11 protein-coding genes are annotated in these 20,223 nt (G+C 36.3%); 6 read left to right on the forward strand and 5 right to left on the reverse strand.

Annotated elements, in window-relative coordinates:
• Positions 1-14 precede the first annotated feature (14 nt).
• Complete coding sequence (locus tag ABXT67_RS12465) at positions 15-1,262, forward strand: hypothetical protein (protein WP_415374374.1); 1,248 nt, start codon at positions 15-17, stop codon at positions 1,260-1,262.
• 146 nt (positions 1,263-1,408) lie between these two features.
• On the opposite strand, the gene ABXT67_RS12470 is transcribed toward ABXT67_RS12465, so the two are convergent.
• The 3 genes from ABXT67_RS12470 to purL all read right to left on the reverse strand — a co-directional run bounded on the left by ABXT67_RS12470 (position 1,409) and on the right by purL (position 9,512).
• Complete coding sequence (locus ABXT67_RS12470; RefSeq protein WP_415374375.1) at positions 1,409-3,190, reverse strand: AMP-dependent synthetase/ligase; 1,782 nt, start codon at positions 3,188-3,190, stop codon at positions 1,409-1,411.
• A gap of 135 nt (positions 3,191-3,325) precedes the next feature.
• Complete coding sequence (locus ABXT67_RS12475; RefSeq protein WP_415374376.1) at positions 3,326-5,728, reverse strand: M14 family zinc carboxypeptidase; 2,403 nt, start codon at positions 5,726-5,728, stop codon at positions 3,326-3,328.
• Positions 5,729-5,822: 94 nt separating this feature from the next.
• On the reverse strand, positions 5,823-9,512 hold the full coding sequence (gene purL, locus ABXT67_RS12480; RefSeq protein ID WP_415374377.1) for a phosphoribosylformylglycinamidine synthase: 3,690 nt from the start codon (positions 9,510-9,512) through the stop codon (positions 5,823-5,825).
• 150 nt (positions 9,513-9,662) lie between these two features.
• Here purL and ABXT67_RS12485 point away from each other — a divergent pair, with 150 nt between their 5' ends.
• Positions 9,663-12,587: a GEVED domain-containing protein gene (locus ABXT67_RS12485; protein WP_415374378.1), complete on the forward strand. Its 2,925-nt coding sequence runs from the start codon at positions 9,663-9,665 to the stop codon at positions 12,585-12,587.
• 93 nt (positions 12,588-12,680) lie between these two features.
• Positions 12,681-14,864 carry a T9SS type A sorting domain-containing protein gene (locus tag ABXT67_RS12490; RefSeq protein WP_415374379.1) on the forward strand — a complete coding sequence of 728 codons (2,184 nt, stop codon included), beginning with the start codon at positions 12,681-12,683 and terminating at the stop codon, positions 14,862-14,864.
• Between the two features lie 472 nt (positions 14,865-15,336).
• Here ABXT67_RS12490 and ABXT67_RS12495 read toward each other — a convergent pair whose 3' ends face one another.
• Complete coding sequence (locus tag ABXT67_RS12495) at positions 15,337-16,050, reverse strand: Two component regulator three Y domain protein (protein ID WP_415374380.1); 714 nt, start codon at positions 16,048-16,050, stop codon at positions 15,337-15,339.
• Between the two features lie 96 nt (positions 16,051-16,146).
• Entirely contained in the window at positions 16,147-16,788 is a 642-nt protein-coding gene (locus tag ABXT67_RS12500) for an alpha/beta hydrolase (RefSeq protein WP_415374381.1), read from the reverse strand.
• Positions 16,789-16,829: 41 nt separating this feature from the next.
• On the opposite strand from ABXT67_RS12500, the gene ABXT67_RS12505 reads away from it, so the two are divergent.
• The 3 genes from ABXT67_RS12505 (at position 16,830) to menD (ending at position 20,185) form a co-directional block, all read left to right on the forward strand.
• Positions 16,830-17,249, forward strand: coding sequence for a PaaI family thioesterase (locus ABXT67_RS12505; protein WP_415374382.1), 420 nt, complete (start codon positions 16,830-16,832; stop codon positions 17,247-17,249).
• A gap of 3 nt (positions 17,250-17,252) precedes the next feature.
• Positions 17,253-18,317, forward strand: coding sequence for an isochorismate synthase (locus ABXT67_RS12510; RefSeq protein WP_415374383.1), 1,065 nt, complete (start codon positions 17,253-17,255; stop codon positions 18,315-18,317).
• 191 nt (positions 18,318-18,508) lie between these two features.
• Complete coding sequence (menD, locus tag ABXT67_RS12515; protein WP_415374384.1) at positions 18,509-20,185, forward strand: 2-succinyl-5-enolpyruvyl-6-hydroxy-3-cyclohexene-1-carboxylic-acid synthase; 1,677 nt, start codon at positions 18,509-18,511, stop codon at positions 20,183-20,185.
• Positions 20,186-20,223: the final 38 nt, after the last annotated feature.

Raw genomic sequence — 20,223 nt, forward strand, 5'->3', positions numbered from 1 at the left:
AAAATCTAAAAATTATGAAAACTATATTGATAACAATTATGGCAATTAGCTCTGGTCTTATGGCCGCTTTTGCTCAAAAAAATCCGCCACCGCCATCTTCAGAAGTTTCGGTGCATAGTGATGAAACAAAGACCTCTTCAAACTACAGCTATTCAGAAAGTAGCGACGGTGATGATGGAGGGTCTTCAAATATTTCAGTGTCTACGAGTAGTACTGACGATTCGTACATGTTTAGAGCCCGTCACGATGGTAATAAAGATGCGAAAATCAAAGCATTGTTACTTAAAGAAATGGGAAGAAACAACCTAGAAGTTAAGAATGGGAAACACACTTGGGTTACTAATAGCGGAGGAGAAGAAGTGTATGAGATTAAGTTTAGCAAAGGGAGATTGAGAATTGATCTTGATAAGACGATTGCTTCAGCTGAATTAGAGAAAAAGATAGTGCGATTGGGAAAATCAGCAAGAACGATTATTTCTGGAGTTAGTGATGAAAAAAGAAAGGTAGTGACGTTACAAAGAGAAGCGGAGCGCATGCAACGTGCGGCAGACCGTATGCGAAGAGAGGCAGTTAGATTGCAAGAAGATCAACAACGCAATCAAGACCGTATAAAGCTTGAGGCAGATCGTCTAAAACGCCAAGCAGATAGGTTGGAAGATAATGTTCGTAGGAGCGGAGGTACTAGTACTGTGATACAAAATTTATTAGATGATCATCGTACTCGGTATGATGGTGTTAATCGTGGAACAGCTTGGGTATTACCCGGGCTGTTACCCGCGCTTACAAACGCTTTTATTAAAGACAAGCTTATCGATACTGGAAATGAAATTAATGTATTGAAAGAAACTAATGCGATGTACGTTAATGGAAAACAAATTGGATCTTCAAGTATGGGAACCTACAAAAGTATTTTTAGAACCTATAATGTAAACGGAAACTTTAATTTTAATAAGTCGAATAATCATATTGTGTTTATTGAAAATGCAGTAGCAATTGAACCTATAATAAGAGCCTTGGAAGCTGAAGGTTTTATTTCTTCCATAAATAAGAAATTGAAACTAGAAATTAATGGAGATTCTGTAATCCGAAATGGGGAAGAACTATCGGTGAACGCGGTAAACTTAATTAACGAATTGTTATTGCGTAATAATGTGGTTGCAGCGCCGGGGAAGGTGCTTGAGATTAGAAGCAACAATAATTATCAATTGGGCTATAATCTGGATAAAAAAACGTTTTTAGGTACTTGGGTGATGAATGATTAATCGCTGAAATATTAATAGTTAAGCAGTTTTATAAAGTAAGGCTTCAATATAAAACTATGCATAAAATAGCTATATGAGATATTTAACAAAAAAATCGCATTCTATAAAAATAAAATGCGATTTGATTATACAAACGTGTACTTGTGTTATGAACGACCGTAAAGTCCTTCATACAAGTCTTTGTACATTTCCTTAATTACTTTGCGTTTTGCTTTCATTGTTGGGGTTAGCTGCCCGTCTTCTATACTCCAAATATCTGGGGTAAGTGCAAAGGTTTTTATCTTTTCCCATTTTCCAAAACGCTCATTATAGGTGTCTATTTCTTTTTGAATATAGGAAATAAGCACTTCGTTTTTCGAGGCTATAGCGATATCTTTTGGGATGTTTTTCTCCTCGCGATCACTCCACTCACTTATAAATTCCCAGTTGGGTTGTATAAGTGCTGCTGGCATTTTTTCTCCATCCCCAACCACTAAAATTTGTTCGATAAAGCTAGATTGCTTCATCGCATTTTCAATGAGTTGTGGCGCTACATATTTACCTCCACTGGTTTTAAACATCGACTTTTTTCGATCGGTGATTTTTAAGAATCCTTCACTATCAATTACTCCAATATCTCCTGTGTGGAAGTAGCCATTTTTAAGAACTTCAGCCGTTTGATCTGGGTCTTTGTAATAGCCTTGCATTACTTGGGGTCCTTTGACTAAAATTTCTCCATCTTCTGCAATTTTTATTTCAGTATCTGGGAGTGCTTTTCCTACAGTTCCAATTTTAAAGCCATTGTTACGCATATCATTTACCGTAACTACTGGAGAGGTTTCGGTCAAGCCATAGCCCTCCATTACTGGACATCCAGCGGCGTTGAACACTCTTGCTAATCTGGGTTGCAGTGCAGCACTTCCTGATGCTATTGCTTTTAAGTTTCCACCAAGAGCAATTTGCCATTTACTAAAGATTAATTTTCTAGCGATACCAAGTTTAGTTTCATACAACCAACCATTTTGGCCATAGGGTTCCCATTTCAAACCTAAGTCTACAGCCCAAAAGAATAATTTCTTTTTGATACCTGTGAGTGCCGTTCCTTTTGCAATAATTTTATCATATACCTTTTCCAACAATCGCGGTACTGCGGTCATTACTTCAGGGTGTATTTCTTGTAAGTTTGCACTAATAGTTTCTAAACTCTCTGCAAAGTGAATGCTTACACCACAGTATTGGTACATATATAAAAGCATACGCTCATAAATGTGGCAAACAGGTAAAAAGCTCAATGCTGTGGATTTGCCCATAACTATGGGTAGTCTTCCTTCACTGTGTTTTGCGTTGCTAGCAATATTTTTATGGGACAGCATAACTCCTTTTGGTTTTCCCGTAGTTCCAGAGGTATAAATAAGTGTCGCTAAGTCGTCTTCGTGAACAGCATCCATTCTTTTTTGGACTTCTTCTTGAAGATCTTTGTTTGCATCTCCAAGTTCTAAAACTGTATTCCAGTTATCGCAATCATTAATTGCATCAAAGCTATACACTCCTTTTAAGCTTGGAACGTTGCCTTTTATTTTATTTATCTTTTCCAACACTTCATTACACGAAACAAAAACGTAGGTAGATTCAGAGTGATTCAATACATACTCATATTCTTCTTGCGAAATCGTAGGATAAATAGGTACATCTTGCGCACCCGTTTGGAGAATACCTATGTCGCAAATATTCCATTCGGTTCTATTTGTCATAGATATAATAGCCACCTTGTCGTTGGGTTTTACACCAAGTTTAATAAGGCCTCGGCTCATTGCGTTAGCTTTATCTAGATATTCTTGCGTTGAAGTTTTAACCCAAGTACCGTCTACTTTGCTAACAAGGGCTCCCTCTTGCGGGTATTTTTCAAGCTGATAGTAGGGAAAATCAAATAGTCTTTTAGGATCTGTCATTTTTCTTTATAATTTTATTGCAGTACAAAATAAGAAAAAATATTCATTTTTATATATTTCTTTTTTATGTACACAGAAAATAAAAATACCGCAGTCTTTGTTATTGTATTTTAAGGATAATTTAAAAAGGAGAAATTAATTTTTAATAATTTTGAAGGTTTCGGAAAGGGCTCCTGATGTTAATTTCATAATATACAATCCAGTGGTAAAACGACTGTAATCAACTTGAATATTCTTTGTGCTGCTTTCTTGTTGTAAAACACGTTGGCCGTGCATTGTAAAGATTTCAATGGAATAGTTAGACAGATTTGTGTTAATGGTAAGTTTGTCTTGAACAGGGTTAGGGAAAATATTAAAATTAGCAACCGCTGTGTCTTCAACTTCAAGTATACCCTCTACAATATTAAACGTTAAATCGTCAAAATAGAACCCATCCTGACGCAAAAACCCGTCAGACCTAATGATGAATCGTGCAAGCACAGTTTCGCCTAAATAGTCGCTTAAATCTATTTCTTCAAGAACCCAATCAGTACGAGCGCCGTCATATAAGGGGTCTCCGGTAGGTTGGCTTTCTTCGTTACTTCCAGGATTGGTATAATTCCCACATTGTGCTATCCAATTGTTTCCATCATCTATGGATATTTGAAATTGTGCATAGTCAAAACCATCTTCAATTTCCCATTGTGCGTAAAAGGTAACATTGGCACCAGAAGCACCCGTTAAATCAATAGGGGAATCTAGTGTTATTGATTCGTTGGTGTTGTTTTGGTAATCTCCGTTAGGTGAATCTGTAATGGAGGAAGAGGGCGACACAAAAACTTGCGTAGTAGTACCAAAGCCATTATTATCAAAATTCGCAGTAGTGCTATCCCCATTATCTGTGAATACGGAAGTTAATTCGCCAAAAAGCTTGCGTACGCTAAGCTTGGTGTCAAATGTTCCATTATTTACCACTAAATCGTATATGATTTCATCTCCATTAGTAACCGCTCCCGTTAAGAAATAAGTAATCGTCCCATTTTCTGTTGCTAATAAATCCACACCTGAAAAAACTTGTGGAGCCCCAACAGTTCCAATGTTAGACGATACTGGTTCTAAGGTGACGGTAAAACTTCCATTTCCGCTTAAACCTAGACGTCGCAAATCAAAACTCGCAACATTCTCAAAAGATTCTCCTAAAAATAAGGGAGCCGTATCTTTAATCGCTGCGTAGTTGTTGATCATTTTTGATGCGGTAAGGTTATGATACATCATTCCTTTTGCAATAGGCACTATTTGATTTGAAGGAGGCCAAAATGTTGGGCCAATCTCTGGCGTGTAGGCATAAATTTTATCGTGCGTTTCAACAGTACCATACATAAAATCATCACTATCTCCAGCGGCGGCATACAATTCTGAAGAAAGGATATTGTTAAAGCCATTTTTTGAGACCAATTCTGCTCCTAAAGCATTTAACAAAACTTCATCGGGAGATGGAGTGTTTATAGCATATCCAAAAGGTCTAAGCAATAAATTTCCGAAGCTATGGTTGTTAAAAGCCATAACAAAATCGTGCTGTTCTACAAACCATTTCATAGCTTGGTTTTCTATTTCAGAGAAAGGAGTAGTACCGCGATAGGTGTCACTTTCTGGATTCCCAGAACTACCTTCGCCGCCCCACATACCATTGTTGGAATCACCATTTATAAAATATTGATAATTACGGTTATTATCAACACCAAATTGTCCATTTCCATTATTTCTTCTATTTTTTCTCCAAAAACCCCCTCCATTAGGATCTGTTCTTTCATTATATAAATAGCCATCGGGGTTTAGAACCGGAATAAAATAAAGCTCGCTATTATCAACAATGCCTTTTACTTCTGGGTCTGTATCATAATTTTCTAATAAATACCACATATAAAAAATGAGCTGCGATAATGACATAGGCTCACGTGCGTGGTGAATGGCCGAAAATAAAATTTGAGGTTCTCCTTCTTCTACATCAGGATTATCGCTAATACGAACCCATTTAATACCATTTCCACCAATAGAAGGAAATGTAGTATTGTCAGGTTCTCCTTGGGTTAAGAAATTATTGATATCAGATTTTGCTGAAATAAGGTTGGGATACAAAGTTCTCATTTGATCTAATTCATCCAACATTTCTTGATAGGTTAAAAAACCGCCCATAGATCCTAATTCAAAATTCGCTGGGGTTTCATAATCACTTCCAGATTCTGCACAGGTTAAATTTCTCTCGGGTAATCGCAAACTGTTTTGTTGTTGAAAGTGTTCTTTAACATCTTCGATTATTATTTCAACTTGAAATCCATTGATTCGAGCAATTTCCAATTGTGCTTCAGAAAATTCTGATACCACAAAATAACCCATTTTATGCTGCCCATGATCTACTGGTAAGCCTAAAGACTCTAATCTCTGTAGCGCTTCAGTTTCTGAGTATAAAATTTTTGCTCTTTGGTATTTCTCTGTTGTAACTTGACCGAAGTTTTGAAACGTGGTGAATACAACGACAATACATAATAAGTAATTTTTCATAAAACTATTGGGGTGCTAGATAAAAGGGTTTGGACAGTAAAACTAGCCAAACCTTTCAGTTTTTTATGTTAAAGAGTATATAACTGTGAGAAAATTACTTGTTTTCAAGCCATTTTCTGGCATTTACAAATCCCTCTAGCCACGGCGAAACATCGTCATTTCTATCGCTTGGGTAATGACCCCAGTTCCAAGGAAAAGTAGAACGTTCTAAGTGCGGCATCATTACCAGATGTCTTCCTGTAGGATCTGTCATCATTGCGGTATTATAATCACTTCCGTTAGGATTTGCAGGGAAGGCGTCATAGCCATATTTCCCAACAATATTATAATGATTTTCTTTTTGCGGAAATAAAAATTTACCTTCCCCGTGCGCTGCCCAAATACCTAGGGTACTTCCAGCCAATGAAGAGAGCATCACCGAATTGTTTTCTTGAATTGTTACCGAAGTAAATGAACACTCAAACTTGCCGCTGTCATTATGAAGCATTTTTGGTTTCTCTGCATCATCGGGAGTTAGCAATCCTAATTCTACAAACAATTGGCAGCCATTACAAACGCCCAATGAAAGCGTATCTTCACGATCAAAGAATTTTTTCAATGCTTTGTTTGCTTTCTCGTTGTATAAAAAAGCACCGGCCCATCCTTTGGCGCTTCCTAAAACATCACTGTTTGAGAAACCACCTACCGCAGCAATAAAATGAATGTCTTCCAATGTTTCTCGACCGCTAATTAAATCGGTCATATGTACATCTTTTACATCAAAGCCTGCTAAGTACATTGCGTTCGCCATTTCACGTTCGCTATTACTTCCTTTTTCTCTAATGACTGCTGCTTTGATTCGGTGGCCGTTATATTGATCTAGTTTCCCAGTAAATTGTGTTGGAAATGTAAATTTAAGTGGTTGATTCTTATAATTTTCAAAACGTTTTTTGGCTTGAGATCCACTTTGTTTTTGGTCTAAAAGAAAGGAGGTGTTATACCAAACATCTCTCATTTCAGCAATATCAAGTAGGAGTTCATTACTTCCTACTCTAATTTTTAAGGCAGTAGTTTCAGCAACAGTTCCAAGGATATGAAATTGGATGTTGTTTGAGGTAAGTGAAGTTTCTAAAAAGGAGTTGTTTTTCGCTTGTATTACAATTCCGCAGTTTTCAGCAAACAACATCTTTGTCATATCCTCACCTAAACCAGATAAATCTAGTGTTGCGCCAATATTAGGCGTTGCAAAGAACAATTCTAAGAGCGTAGTTATAAGTCCGCCAGATGCTACATCGTGACCTGCTATGATTTCGTTTTCAATAATTAGTTGTTGGATCGTGTTGAAAACTGTTTTTACATACCCAGCACTTTTTACTGTTGGTGCTTCCGTACCAATAGCATTTAGGGTTTGATAAAATGCAGAACCACCTAGCTTAAAGTCATCTTGCGAAATATTAATATAGTACAAGTTTCCTCCTTCGAGTTTTGCGACAGGTTCCACCACTTTTTTAATATCATCGCATTGACCGGCTGCAGAAATAATTACGGTTCCTGGAGAAATCACATCTTCATTCTTATATTTCTGTTTCATCGATAAAGAATCTTTTCCCGTTGGGACATTAATTCCTAATTCGATACTAAAATCGCTTACTGCTTTAACTGCTTTATACAATCTTGCGTCTTCCCCTTCATTATTGCAAGGCCACATCCAGTTTGCTGAAAGGGATACACTTGTTAGCTTGTTCTCTAGAGGTGCCCATATGATGTTTGTAAGGGACTCGGTTATTGCATTTCGAGATCCTGCAACGGGATCAATAAGTCCAGAAATAGGAGCGTGACCAATACTTGTAGCGACCCCTACATTGCCGTTATAATCCAGCGACATCACACCACAATTGTTTAAAGGTAATTGTAATGGGCCTGCGCATTGTTGTTTGGCAACTTTACCAGTTACACAACGGTCTACTTTGTTTGTTAACCAATCTTTACAAGCAACAGACTCTAGCTGAAGTACGTGCTCAATATATGTTTTAATGTTTGCTAGCACGTATTCACCATTAGTGTACTTACGAGCTACAGTTACATCATTCATTACTGTTTTTGGAGAACTCCCAAACATATCTGCCAACTGAAAATCCATAGGCTTTTCTCTCGTGGTTTTACTTTCAAATACAAACCTATGATCCCCTGTAACGGCCCCCACCTCATACATTGGCGAGCGTTCTCTTTCTGCGACTCTTTTAAGCGTTTCGATATCTTTTTTGCCAATAACAAGTCCCATTCTTTCTTGAGACTCATTGCCAATAATTTCTTTTGCCGAAAGTGTTGGATCACCAACAGGCAAGGCATCTAAGTCAATATTTCCTCCTGTGTCTTCCACCAATTCACTTAAGCAATTAAGATGTCCTCCAGCGCCGTGATCGTGAATAGAGACTATTGGGTTTTTTTCGCTTTCCACCATAGCACGAACTGCGTTAGCGGCTCTTTTTTGCATTTCTGGATTGGAACGTTGGATCGCATTTAATTCAATACCGCTGCTAAAGGCACCCGTATCTGCGCTAGAAACGGCAGCTCCTCCCATACCAATACGGTAATTATCTCCACCTAGAATAACTATTTTATCTCCGGTTTGTGGTGTGTCTTTTAAAGCTTGATCTGCTTTTCCATAGCCTATACCTCCAGCCATCATGATTACTTTGTCATATCCCAATTTACGAGCAGTGGGCCCTTCGACATGCTCGGGATGACCCAAGGCCGAAGTGTCATTATGCTCAAAAGTGAGTACAGAGCCAGCAATAAGAGGTTGTCCAAATTTATTTCCAAAATCTGATGCACCGTTACTTGCTTTGATTAAAATATCTAAAGGCGTTTGGTATAACCAATCTCTAGCGTCCATTGCGTTTTCCCAAGGACGCTCGTCGTTTAGCCTTGAGTAGGAGGTCATATAAACTGCTGTTCCTGCTAAAGGCAACGAGCCTTTTCCGCCAGCTAATCTGTCTCTAATTTCTCCACCACTACCCGTTGCGGCACCATTAAAAGGTTCAACAGTTGTTGGGAAGTTATGTGTTTCAGCTTTTATAGAGATCACACTTTCATGTTCTGTCTTTTTATAATAATCTGGTTTGTCTCCACTTTTAGGAGCAAACTGTGTCATTGTTGGTCCTTTTATAAAAGCAACATTGTCCTTGTAAGCTGATACAATAGTATTTGGGTTTTCTGCGGAAGTTTTACGAATCATCTTAAACAATGATTCAGGCATTTCTTCGCCATCAATGATAAAAGTTCCATTAAAGATTTTGTGTCTGCAGTGCTCACTGTTTGCTTGGCTAAAACCAAAGACTTCTGAATCTGTTAGTTTTCTACCTAATTTCTTCGAAAGATCGTTCAGATAACCGACTTCCTCGTCGTTTAGTGCGAGACCTTCTTGTGTGTTATATCCAGCAATATCATCAATGTTGAGAATGGGCTGAGGTGTGACATCAATATCGAAAATTTTCTGATGTAATGCGGTATACCCTTGAAGTAACATGGAATCAAAACCTGTAGTTTCAGAACCCGCTTTAAACTCCTCAATACGAACTAAATTTTCAATCCCCATGTTCTGAGCGATTTCAACAGCATTGGTGCTCCAAGGAGTAATCATTGTGACACGAGGTCCAATAAAAAAACCCGTCAAAGCGGATTTGTTTAGTTTGGGTTTGTTGCCAAAAAGCCATATTAATTTATGGGTTGTGTTTTCTGATAAAGCGTCTCGAGATTGAACAACATAAATAGTTTCCTTCTCACTGCCAAAAAAATGAATCATTTCCTCTATAGAATTATTTAAAAACAAAGGTAGCTATTTTTAGGAGTATATTTTTCTAATAAAAGTATCACTATTTATAAGTTTTGAAGTAAGTTTTCAACAATTACTAGTATTTTGCGAGGACCAAGAAAAATAATTAAAACTACCGTCATGAAATTTAAATTTATGTTGTTGATAGCAATCTTTTTCTCTGCTATTGAAGTATTTGGACAAGACAAGCTTCCGCCGTCATCAGTAACCACAGGAATTTTTTTAGGAGAAACGATACCGCTAAGAGATTTTGTGACAATAGACGAGTCTGCTTCTGAGGGGCCTAACAGGCTTAAGGTTGTACAAAACAAATTAAGAGCAAATGAAAAAGTAAATCAAAATGCATTACCACTAAATGGAGATCCCTTACGACAACAAGCCAATGGAGGGGTAACTATTGAAGCATTGGAAGCTAATTTTGACGGGATTGCAGGCAATGAAGCTGGCGGGTTTACACCACCAGACCCAACGGGTGCAGTTGGACCAAATCATTATGTAAATGCGGTTAATGTTGCCATTAAGATTTTTGATAAAACAGGATCTTTATTGGTAGGGCCTACTTCTTTAGGAGATTTTTTAGGTTCAGGAAATAATAATGGAGACCCTATTGTTCTTTATGATCAATTAGCAGATCGTTATTTTGTGAGTCAGTTTGGACCATCTGGAAATGGATTGCTTGTAGGGGTATCGACGACCCCAGATCCAACTGGCACCTATTTTGTATATGAGTATACTTTTAATTCTTTCCCAGATTACCCACATTACACGGTATGGCCTGACGGTTATTATTTAACCGCAAATAAGGGTGGTGCTAATACTACTTTTGTCATTGAAAGAGATGTTATTCTTGCAGGCGGTAACAATCCTCAAATCGTAGGATTTGATCTTCCTGGAGTCGCAAACAATCCAAACACAGTGTTTTCTCCAGAACCAGCAAACCTAACAGGAACTGATTTCCCTGCAGACGTGCCTGGCTATATTGTGTATTTACAAGATGATGGATGGGGAGGAATTTCATTCGATCATTTAAAAGTTTGGGAAATAGAGGTAGATTGGACAGATATAAATAACTCTTCGATATCTTCTCCTTTAGAAATTCCTACAGCACCTTTTGAAGCTACTTTCGCGCCTTTTGGAACGGGAGATGTTGACCAACCAGGCACGAATCAAAAAATTGATATGATAGGTGGTATCATTTCATATGCTGCAAACTACCGTTCATTTGGAACCTATAACACTTGGATTATAACATTCAACGTTGATGTTGATGGCAATGATACTTCTGGAGTGAGGTGGGTAGAATTAAGAAATGATGGCACTAATGGCTGGTCTATTTTTCAAGAAGGGACCTATGCGCCAGCAGATGGTTTAAGTCGCTTTATGGGCAGTGCGGCAATGGATGCGGCAGGTAATATTGGTCTTGCATTTAATGTTGCAAGTGCCACTGAACCGGCTGGAATAAGATATACAGGGCGTTTTGATGGCGATGCATTAGGAGAAATGACCGTTGCAGAGACTACGATTGTTGATGGAGTAGGAGTTCAAACATTTTCAAACAGATTTGGAGATTATTCTCATTTAACGATGGATCCAGATAATTTTACCTTTTGGCATACGGCAGAATATTTTACAGCAGATAACAATTGGAGTTCGCGAGTAGCTTCCTTTACATTATCTAGTGGTTTTAGTAATGATGTAGGAGTTAACAATATAATAAATCCTGAAGATGGAGTGTTAACTGCAACAGAGTCTGTTGAGGTTTCAATTAGAAATTTTGGTATTGATCCACAAGGAAATTTTCCAATAACCTTAGTACTTGATGGTACCGTTGTAGCAACCGAAATATTTTCGGGAACTATTTTATCTAATGCAACAGGAACCTATACGTTTACTCAAACAGTAGATCTTTCAACCCAGGGCCAAACCTACGAGTTAAATGCTAGTGCCGATCTTACAGGAGATGAATTTGCTGGAAATAACAGCTTCTCAAAGAATGTTACTCATTTATTAACGAATGATATAGGTGTTACTGAAATTACCTCGCCAGATACAGGAAGTGGTTTAGGGGTTTTAGATATTATTGTAGATATTACAAATTTTGGAGCAAACCCTCAGTCTAATTTTGAGGTAATCTATACCATTAATGGAGGTGCCCCAGTGACCGAAGTTTTTACAAACACAATAAACTTAGGAGAGTCAATGGCATTTACATTTGCAGCACAAGGAGATTTTACCGCGCTTGGAGATTATACAATTGTTGCGCAAACCTCTTTGAATGCGGATCAATTGGCAGCTAACAATCAGACTATAAAAATAGTAACGAATAATTTATGCCAACCCACTGGAAATTGTGAATTTGGAGATGGATTTCAATTCGTTTCGGTAGCAGATATTAACAATCCTTCTGGATGCGAAGGGTATGGAGATTTTACAGATCTTATAGCAAATTTAGACAGTGCATCTTCAACACCAATAACGTTTACTACAGGATTTGGAGACCAATTTGTTAATGTTTGGATTGATTTTAATGATGATTTTAGTTTTACTAATGATGAATTAGTCGTTAGTGATTATGTAATTGCTCCTGGTCAAAATGGGGGGAGTTATACAGAAACTACAACCTTAACGGTACCTGCTAACGCAGCAATGGGATTGCATACTATGAGAGTGAAATCTAATTGGAATGGTCCAGTACCGCCAGATTCCTGTGAGGAAACAGATTATGGTGAAACAGAAGATTATACTGTGAATATTGGATTTTTAGGAGTTAATGATTTTGATTTATTGAACTCTGAAATTATAATTGCTTCTAAGGATAATTCGATATTTGAGGTAACTTTAACTACTGCTTATAAAGGTAAAATGTATGCGACCATTTATAATTTACTAGGACAACAACTAAAAACTATTTTATTAGATAATTATGATGGTACCAGTTATAAAATAGAAGTTGATATGCGAGATGCATCTAGTGGAAGTTATATATTAAAAGTTGGAGGAACAAAAACAGATGTTAGCAAAACAGGGCGCTTTATTGTAAAGTAATTAACTACTTTACCCTTTTTGATATCTTTAATAGGTATCGTATAAATTATTACTTAAATTGTAAAAACTTGATATTTAACTAAATATAAACGTATGAATTTTAAAAGTATTCTTAGTACACTAGCGGTTATTGCTTGTACTTCAGTATTGTTTTCTCAAGAAAAAAATGCGCCCTCTGAGATAATACGAGGGGAATTTATTGGTAAAACAATCCCATTGCGTGATATGCCAACGGTTGCTGAGCTTAAAGCGGAAGGTTTAGAAAGCGTACGAGAAGTTAAACAACGTTTTGACCCAACCGTTATAGGAGCAGAACCAGTTTTAGTTGGAACTATTGAGCAAACTCCAGATCCAGTTATTCAAACAGAGCAAGGTACTAGAGAACTATTAACCACCATGCAAAACTTTGATGGCGCAACCATTCAAGAAGGCGGAGCTATACCACCAGACCCTTCTGGTGCGGTTGGACCAAATCACTATGTTCATGCGGTAAACTTAGTCGTTAAAATATTTGATAAAAACGGAGGATTACTTGCGGGACCCACATCTTTAGGAACTTTTCTTGGATCTGGAAATAATAATGGGGATCCAATAGTAATGTATGATCAGATGGCAGATCGTTTTTTCGTTAGTCAATTTAGAATATCAGATAATGCTTTAATTATTGGTATTTCGGAAACACCAGATCCTACAGGAAGTTATAGTGTATACGAATATCCATTAAACTCCTTTCCTGATTATCCCCATTATGCTGTATGGCCAGATGCTTATTATATGACAGCGAATAAATCTAATGGGAATACGACCTACGCAATAGATAGGCAAGCTCTTTTAAACGGAGATGCAAATCCAACCATTCTAGGATTCAACTTGCCTGGAGTTCGTAGAAATCCATTCACCGTTTTTAGTCCAGAACCTGCTCATTTATTAGGAACGGATTTTGACACGGGCACGCCTGGGTATATTGTTTACCTTCAAGATAACCAATGGGGGGGAGGAGTTGATTTTGATCACCTTAAAGTTTGGGAAATTGACGTAGATTTTAATACGCCAAGTAATTCAACAATTTCAGCGACTCCGTTAGAAATCCCAACGGCTGCTTTTGATTCCTTTTTAAGACCTTTTGGGAGTGGTGATATTGATCAGCCTCAAACTACAAGAAGATATGATGCTCAGAGTGGTATTATAAGTTTCGCAGCAAATTACAGAAAATTTGCTGGGCATAATTCTTGGGTAATTACTTTTAATACGGATGTAGGAGGAGTTACTCCAGGGATACGCTGGATAGAATTAAGAAACGATGGCACAAATGATTGGGAAATATTTCAGGAAGGCACCTATGCTCCAGATGACGGTGAAGGAAGGTTTATGAGCAGTGCTGCTATGGATATTAATGGAAATATTGGTATGGGCTATAACTTAGGAAGTGAAGAAACATTTGCAAGTATTAAATTTACTGGACGGTTTGATGGGGATGAATTAGGTGTTATGACATTTCCAGAAAGTACCATAATAGATGGAACTGGAAGGCAAACGAATACAAACAGGTTTGGTGATTATTCACACTTAACTATGGATCCTGACGGACTCACTTTTTGGCATACTTCAGAATATTTTGTTGGTGTAAATCAATGGAGAACTCGAATAGCATCATTCAGATTAAACAATGGTTTCAATTCAGATATTGGTGTTTTTAATTTTGATAGTCCAGAAAGCGGTAATTTAACAAATGCCGAAACGGTTACCGTAAAAATCTTCAATTTTGGTAATGACCCACAATCTAATTTTGAGGTTGCATTATTATTAGATGGAGCTCCAATAGTAACTGAAAATTTTACAGGAACGATTCAACCTTTAGAAGAAGCAACATTTACATTCGCTCAAACTTTAGACTTGTCTACTCCGCAACAATCGTATACTATTGAAGCAAGAACTTCTTTAGGTGGTGATCAAAACATTCCAAACGATGGGTTTACTATTGTTGTAGATAACACCATCTTATCCACTGAAGATGTAGAATTTAATGCAGGTGAATTTTCAATTCTTCCTACTTCTTCAAAAATATATGATTTAAACTTTACAACTAAAAGAGATTTCGGTGATGTAAACGTAAAGGTATATAATACACTGGGTCAATTAGTTTCTTCCGGGATGTTAATTAAAAGCGGTAACGAATATGGAACCAAACTTGATTTATCTTCCTCTCCTGTTGGAGTATTCTTTGTCGCACTAAATAGTGGTGAATACAAGGCAACAAAACGTATTATAAATAAGTAACACATTTGATTATTTCTAATTAAAGACCGCTTTTAGCGGTCTTTTTTTTCTTAACAACCTTACTTATTTATTTTTTAAAACCCTGTAAATAATATGTTTGCTGGGTTCTAATATTTTTGGTTAGGGATACGAACATCTAGAATTTTGCTATAATAGTAGGATGCAATTCTTGTGAGCGAATTTTTCTTGAGGAGATAATTTGGTTAAATTACTACTTTGTCGCTACTACAAATTTGGAGGAAAACTTTGACTATAAATTAAATATAGACTTAAGAAGCGTTTCTTTGTCCATAGCGGTTTTTTATTATAACCTATCTGTTACTAGTAGTATCCCTAATCATATCTCAAAGGAGCTCTCCTAATTATTGAACATTACTATTACTATTAATGCTTTACTTTAATTTAGTAATACCTAAAAAAAAACTCCCGTCTAGGAAGACGAGAGTTTTAAATAAATCATTAGATGTTTCTCTTAGTCATTCTCATCATCACTAGTTTCATTCGCAATAATAGTCTTTGCAGGGGTAATAATAGTATTGTTCTTGAATTGAGAATCATTTTCACCTTCAAACAATGTAAGTTTTGCAAAAGCATCAGTGTTAATTATTTCATTTTTTGCAATAACCAAAGTTGTTAAATTCTCATTATTAGAAAGTGAATAAGGCATTGTTCCAGTTAGGTTATTGTCAAATACATTAAATACTTTTAAATTTTCTAGACTCCCAATACTTATTGGAATACTACCTTCTAAACTATTACTACTCACGTGAAATTCTTTCAAATTCTTAAGATTACCAAGATTTGAAGGGATCGTACCAGAAATATTATTTCCATTAATGGCAAAAATCTCGAGATTGTGTAGCTGATTAATATTCGTAGGGATTTTACCAGATAACTTATTAAAAGAAAGCTCTAATTTAAATAAATTCGGGAAGTCGCCGATAGAGTTTGGTAAAATACCATCCAGATTATTAAACAATAAACTTATAGAAGTAACAGAATTATCGACTACGGTTACCCCGTGCCATTTTTCAACAGGCTCATTTAAATCCCAAGTACGCAACCATTTTTCGCCTTGAGTAGCGATATACAAGTCTGTTAATGCATCTTTTTCGCTTTGCGGGATAGAAGCAAATAAAGTAGAAGTACCAATTAAAACGGTTATAAGTAAAAGAATATTTTTCATGATTTGTTTGGTTTTTTATACATTACTCTGTAAATAAAACACAAAAAATGGTATAATGCAAATTTTATCGATAAAAAACACTGATGAAGTGTATTATTATTCTGCAAAGCGCAAAATAGAGGGAGTGTGAATCTCGTGAACACCGTCAAAAACATTTATTTCTAGTCGGTTATGAAATAGTTTTGAAGCTTTTAATGTCTCTTCAGTCTTTTTTGCTGCATTAATATATTTGTCTTTATTTCCATAGAGATAAATTACCTTCGTGTCTGCATCCAGATAGTCAAAACTTTTGGGGTTGAGTTCTATAGGAATTCCGCCACTGTGTAAAATTAATTTTGAACAAGCGATTTTTCTGGAAGCCATCCATCTTGTTGCAATAGAAACTCCTTGTGAATACCCTAAAATAATAATAGTACAGTCTTCTTTTATGATCTCTACATCCACTACTTTATCAATATAATTTAAGGCATTTTCGGTTTCGAGTTTTGTATTTTCTTTTGTTAGCCAGCAAGCTCCAACATGTTTAAAGGAAGTGCCCAAATAATGTTTGGAAGGTGCCTGAGGGGCAATGATGAAGTTTTCATCAGGGTTTAAACCTTCGAAATACCTTAAAAAATAGCGACTTAGAAATCCTAAGCCATGAAATACAATCCAAATATTCTTGGTATTTTCAGTAAGATCATTGAGCGTACAATAGGTGTTTTTTGTTGTATAAGAAACTTGTTTTTCTTGAGCCATTTTTAGTTCTTTTTGTAGCTTTACAAAAGTAAACATATACAATGGATAAAGAGAAAGAGGAATTATTAAAGAAGTGTGATTTAATGTGCAAGAATACATTAATGGAAACACTAGATATAAAATTTATTGACATTACTAATGATACTGTTGTTGCACAAATGCCAGTGACTAGTAAGGTGCATCAACCAGACGGTGTTTTGCATGGAGGGGCGTCTGTAGCCCTTGCAGAAAGCGTTGGCAGTGCCGGTGCGCATATTTTTTTAAACGAAAAGAAGGTGGCAATACGTGGGATTGAAATTTCTGCCAATCATGTTAAAAGTATCTCAAGCGGTTATGTATATGCACATGCTACGATAGTTCATAAAGGAAGAACAACACAACTTTGGCAGATTAAAATACTTGATGAAGATGAAAACTTAATATCTTTAGTAAAACTGACTACGCTTACTTTGCGTAAATAGAATATGAATACAGAAAAAATATTGGATAGCCTGCAAAAACATTGGTCACAAAAAATACCATTTGTGCTATTCTCGATGCCAAATAGCAACATTGTTACTAGTTTTATTCAAAACAATGCTACCCTGTTTAGTTGTGAAAAATTTACGGAATCTGCTTTCATTTTTGCGCCGTTTCTATTTAATGGAAAAGCTTTGTGCATTCCTGAAAGAGAATCCAAAGTTGACAAATTTATTGTTTTTCCTAGTGAAAATGATTTGAATACATTACCAATAGCTACTCAAGATGAAAAGAGCACGCACATTGCATTAGTTTCATCAATATTAAATGAAATAAAAAGCAAACGAGTTCTTAAAGTTGTAGCCTCAAGAAAAAAAGAAATACCCTTAAAGAATTTTACTATTATTGAATTGGTTAAAAGTGTGTTTGCAAATCATAGTACTACCTTTAGATATGTGTGGTATCATCCAGAGACGGGCTTGTGGTGTGGAGCAACTCCAGAACTTCTTTTTCAGAGTGATGGAGAGTCATTTTGTACTATGGCGCTTGCTGGAACACAAAAAGAAGTAGCTGGCTCTGAGCCTCATTGGAATGCAAAAGAAATAACGGAACAAGAGATTGTAACAGAGGCTATAGTGAATGATTTACAAAAAATTACTGCGGTTATAAAAACAACGAAGCCAATATCCTACAAAGCAGGATCTTTGTATCATATTAAAACTGAAATAACAGGAATTATTAAAAATAGTAGAAGTTCTCTCCCTAAAGTAGCAAACGCTTTGCATCCTACTCCAGCGGTTTGTGGAATGCCAAAAAAGACAGCAAAGAAAATTATAGAATCACTTGAAAATTATGAAAGGGAATTTTATACTGGCTTTTTAGGTCCTGTTTTTAAAAAGGATAATTGTGCTGCTATTTTTGTCAATCTTCGTTGTATGAAAGTGGAAGACAATAAAGCTTCTATTTATGTGGGTGGTGGAATTACTGCTGATTCTGAACCAGAATCAGAATGGGAGGAAACACAAAATAAATTGGCTACCATGTATCAGGTATTGCAACCTTTATTGTGAAACCATCTTGATTTTTTTATTTACGAATGGCACATTTTGAATTCTAATACAACGATTTTCGAGTACCTTAACTATGGTGGTGCTTCTAAAAAATATCTAGATCAGCGCGCAGAAGCCACAATTCTCGGTTCCAAACAAAAAGTCAAGATGCGTTCCATAAAAAAAGGCTTCTAATATGTACCTTTGTGCTAATGAAATTTAGCAACAAAGTATTAGCACAAACACTTACGGTACTTTGCCAGTCAAAAGGTATCCAACACATTGTTATTTCTCCTGGCTCTCGCAATGCACCGCTAATCATTGGGTTTACTAACAACGATTATTTTACCTGCTATTCTATTGTAGATGAACGAAGTGCAGCCTTCTTTGCATTAGGAATTGCGCAGCAATTACAAAAACCGGTGGTCTTGGTTTGTACGTCAGGATCGGCACTATTAAACTATTATCCTGCAGTTGCTGAAGCATATTACAGTGATATACCGCTAGTAGTCCTTTCGGCAGATAGGCCAGTAGCTTTAATTGAAATAGGTGATGGACAAACTATCAAACAAGAAAATGTTTATGAAAACCACATTCTTTATAGTGCAAACTGTATTGAAGGAGATGAATATCAAATACATAATGAAACACAAATAAATATTGCATTGAACACTGCTACGGAAGTTTTCGGTCCAGTTCATATAAATTGTCCGTTTTCTGAACCGCTATATCAAACGGTAGCAATTCCTCAAGTAAGACCCCAAGATGTTCCGGCGAGAAGAGTAATTAGTGAAGAATTAAATAAAGCGGAAACGGAAAGGATAGAAGAACATTGGTCTAACTCAAAAAAACGAATTGTTTTAATTGGAGTTTTACAACCCAATAGTATCGACCAAAAATGGATGGATACACTCGCACAAGATTCAAATACACTAGTGTTGACAGAAACCACCTCTAATGTACATCATCAAAACTTCTTTCCATCTATAGACCAATTTTTAGCGCCGTTGACTGAGAATCAAAGAGCGCTTCTTAAACCTGACCTTTTAGTCACTTTTGGAGGAATGGTGGTTTCAAAAAAAATAAAAGCCTTTTTAAGAACCTATAAGCCTGAAATACATTGGCACATAGATCTGAAAAAGGCTTATGACACCTACTTTTCTCTTAAACGACACTTTAAAATGCAGGCTAATGATTTTCTCTCGGTGTTACTGACAGAAAGCACTAGTAAAAATCTAGATTCAGATTTTAAAAGTGAATTTATTGGTATAAAGAAACTCCGGCTAGAAGGTCACAGTAGGTATATGAATACGATTCAATTTTCAGATTTTTGGGTGTTTGGTCAATTATTTAATCATCTTCCTAAAGATATCAATCTACAGTTAAGTAATAGCACCACCATCCGATATTCACAACTTTTTGATATTGATTCGAGTATTCAAGTTTTTTGCAATAGAGGGACTAGTGGTATTGATGGCAGTACGAGTACCGCAATAGGGGCTGCAAAAATTAGTGATCGAGACACCATTTTTATTACGGGAGATTTAAGTTTTTTCTACGATAGCAATGCGCTTTGGAATAACTACATTCCTAAAAACTTCAAGATAATTTTAGTGAATAATGCGGGCGGCGGAATTTTTAAAATTCTTCCCAATGCAAAGAAAATTGATCATTTTGAAACTTTTTTTGAAACCAAACATTCTTTAACTGCACAAAAAGTTTGCGAGCAGTTTGGGGTTTCCTATAGTTCGGTTAATTCAAAAGAAACGTTAGAAAGCGAATTGCCAAAGTTTTTAAGTCGCAACGAGAGCACACAACTACTAGAAATTTTCACGCCTTCCGAAATTAATGACTCCATTCTTTTAGATTATTTTGATTACCTCAAATGATGTTCGGTTTTTAAAATACGCTTCCTACAATATCGTAC

Origin of the sequence: Patiriisocius sp. Uisw_017, from assembly GCF_047731265.1 — a bacterium.
GTDB lineage: Bacteria > Bacteroidota > Bacteroidia > Flavobacteriales > Flavobacteriaceae > Patiriisocius.

Bases quoted from the DNA above. Each gene is read 5' to 3' on its own strand.
- purL (WP_415374377.1), bottom strand. From the start codon at position 9,512: ATGATTCATTTTTTTGGCAGTGAGAAGGAAACTATTTATGTTGTTCAA.
- ABXT67_RS12495 (WP_415374380.1), bottom strand. From the start codon at position 16,050: ATGAAAAATATTCTTTTACTTATAACCGTTTTAATTGGTACTTCTACT.
- ABXT67_RS12485 (WP_415374378.1), top strand. From the start codon at position 9,663: ATGAAATTTAAATTTATGTTGTTGATAGCAATCTTTTTCTCTGCTATT.
- ABXT67_RS12470 (WP_415374375.1), bottom strand. From the start codon at position 3,190: ATGACAGATCCTAAAAGACTATTTGATTTTCCCTACTATCAGCTTGAA.
- menD (WP_415374384.1), top strand. From the start codon at position 18,509: ATGAAATTTAGCAACAAAGTATTAGCACAAACACTTACGGTACTTTGC.
- ABXT67_RS12505 (WP_415374382.1), top strand. From the start codon at position 16,830: ATGGATAAAGAGAAAGAGGAATTATTAAAGAAGTGTGATTTAATGTGC.
- ABXT67_RS12465 (WP_415374374.1), top strand. From the start codon at position 15: ATGAAAACTATATTGATAACAATTATGGCAATTAGCTCTGGTCTTATG.
- ABXT67_RS12475 (WP_415374376.1), bottom strand. From the start codon at position 5,728: ATGAAAAATTACTTATTATGTATTGTCGTTGTATTCACCACGTTTCAA.
- ABXT67_RS12500 (WP_415374381.1), bottom strand. From the start codon at position 16,788: ATGGCTCAAGAAAAACAAGTTTCTTATACAACAAAAAACACCTATTGT.
- ABXT67_RS12510 (WP_415374383.1), top strand. From the start codon at position 17,253: ATGAATACAGAAAAAATATTGGATAGCCTGCAAAAACATTGGTCACAA.
- ABXT67_RS12490 (WP_415374379.1), top strand. From the start codon at position 12,681: ATGAATTTTAAAAGTATTCTTAGTACACTAGCGGTTATTGCTTGTACT.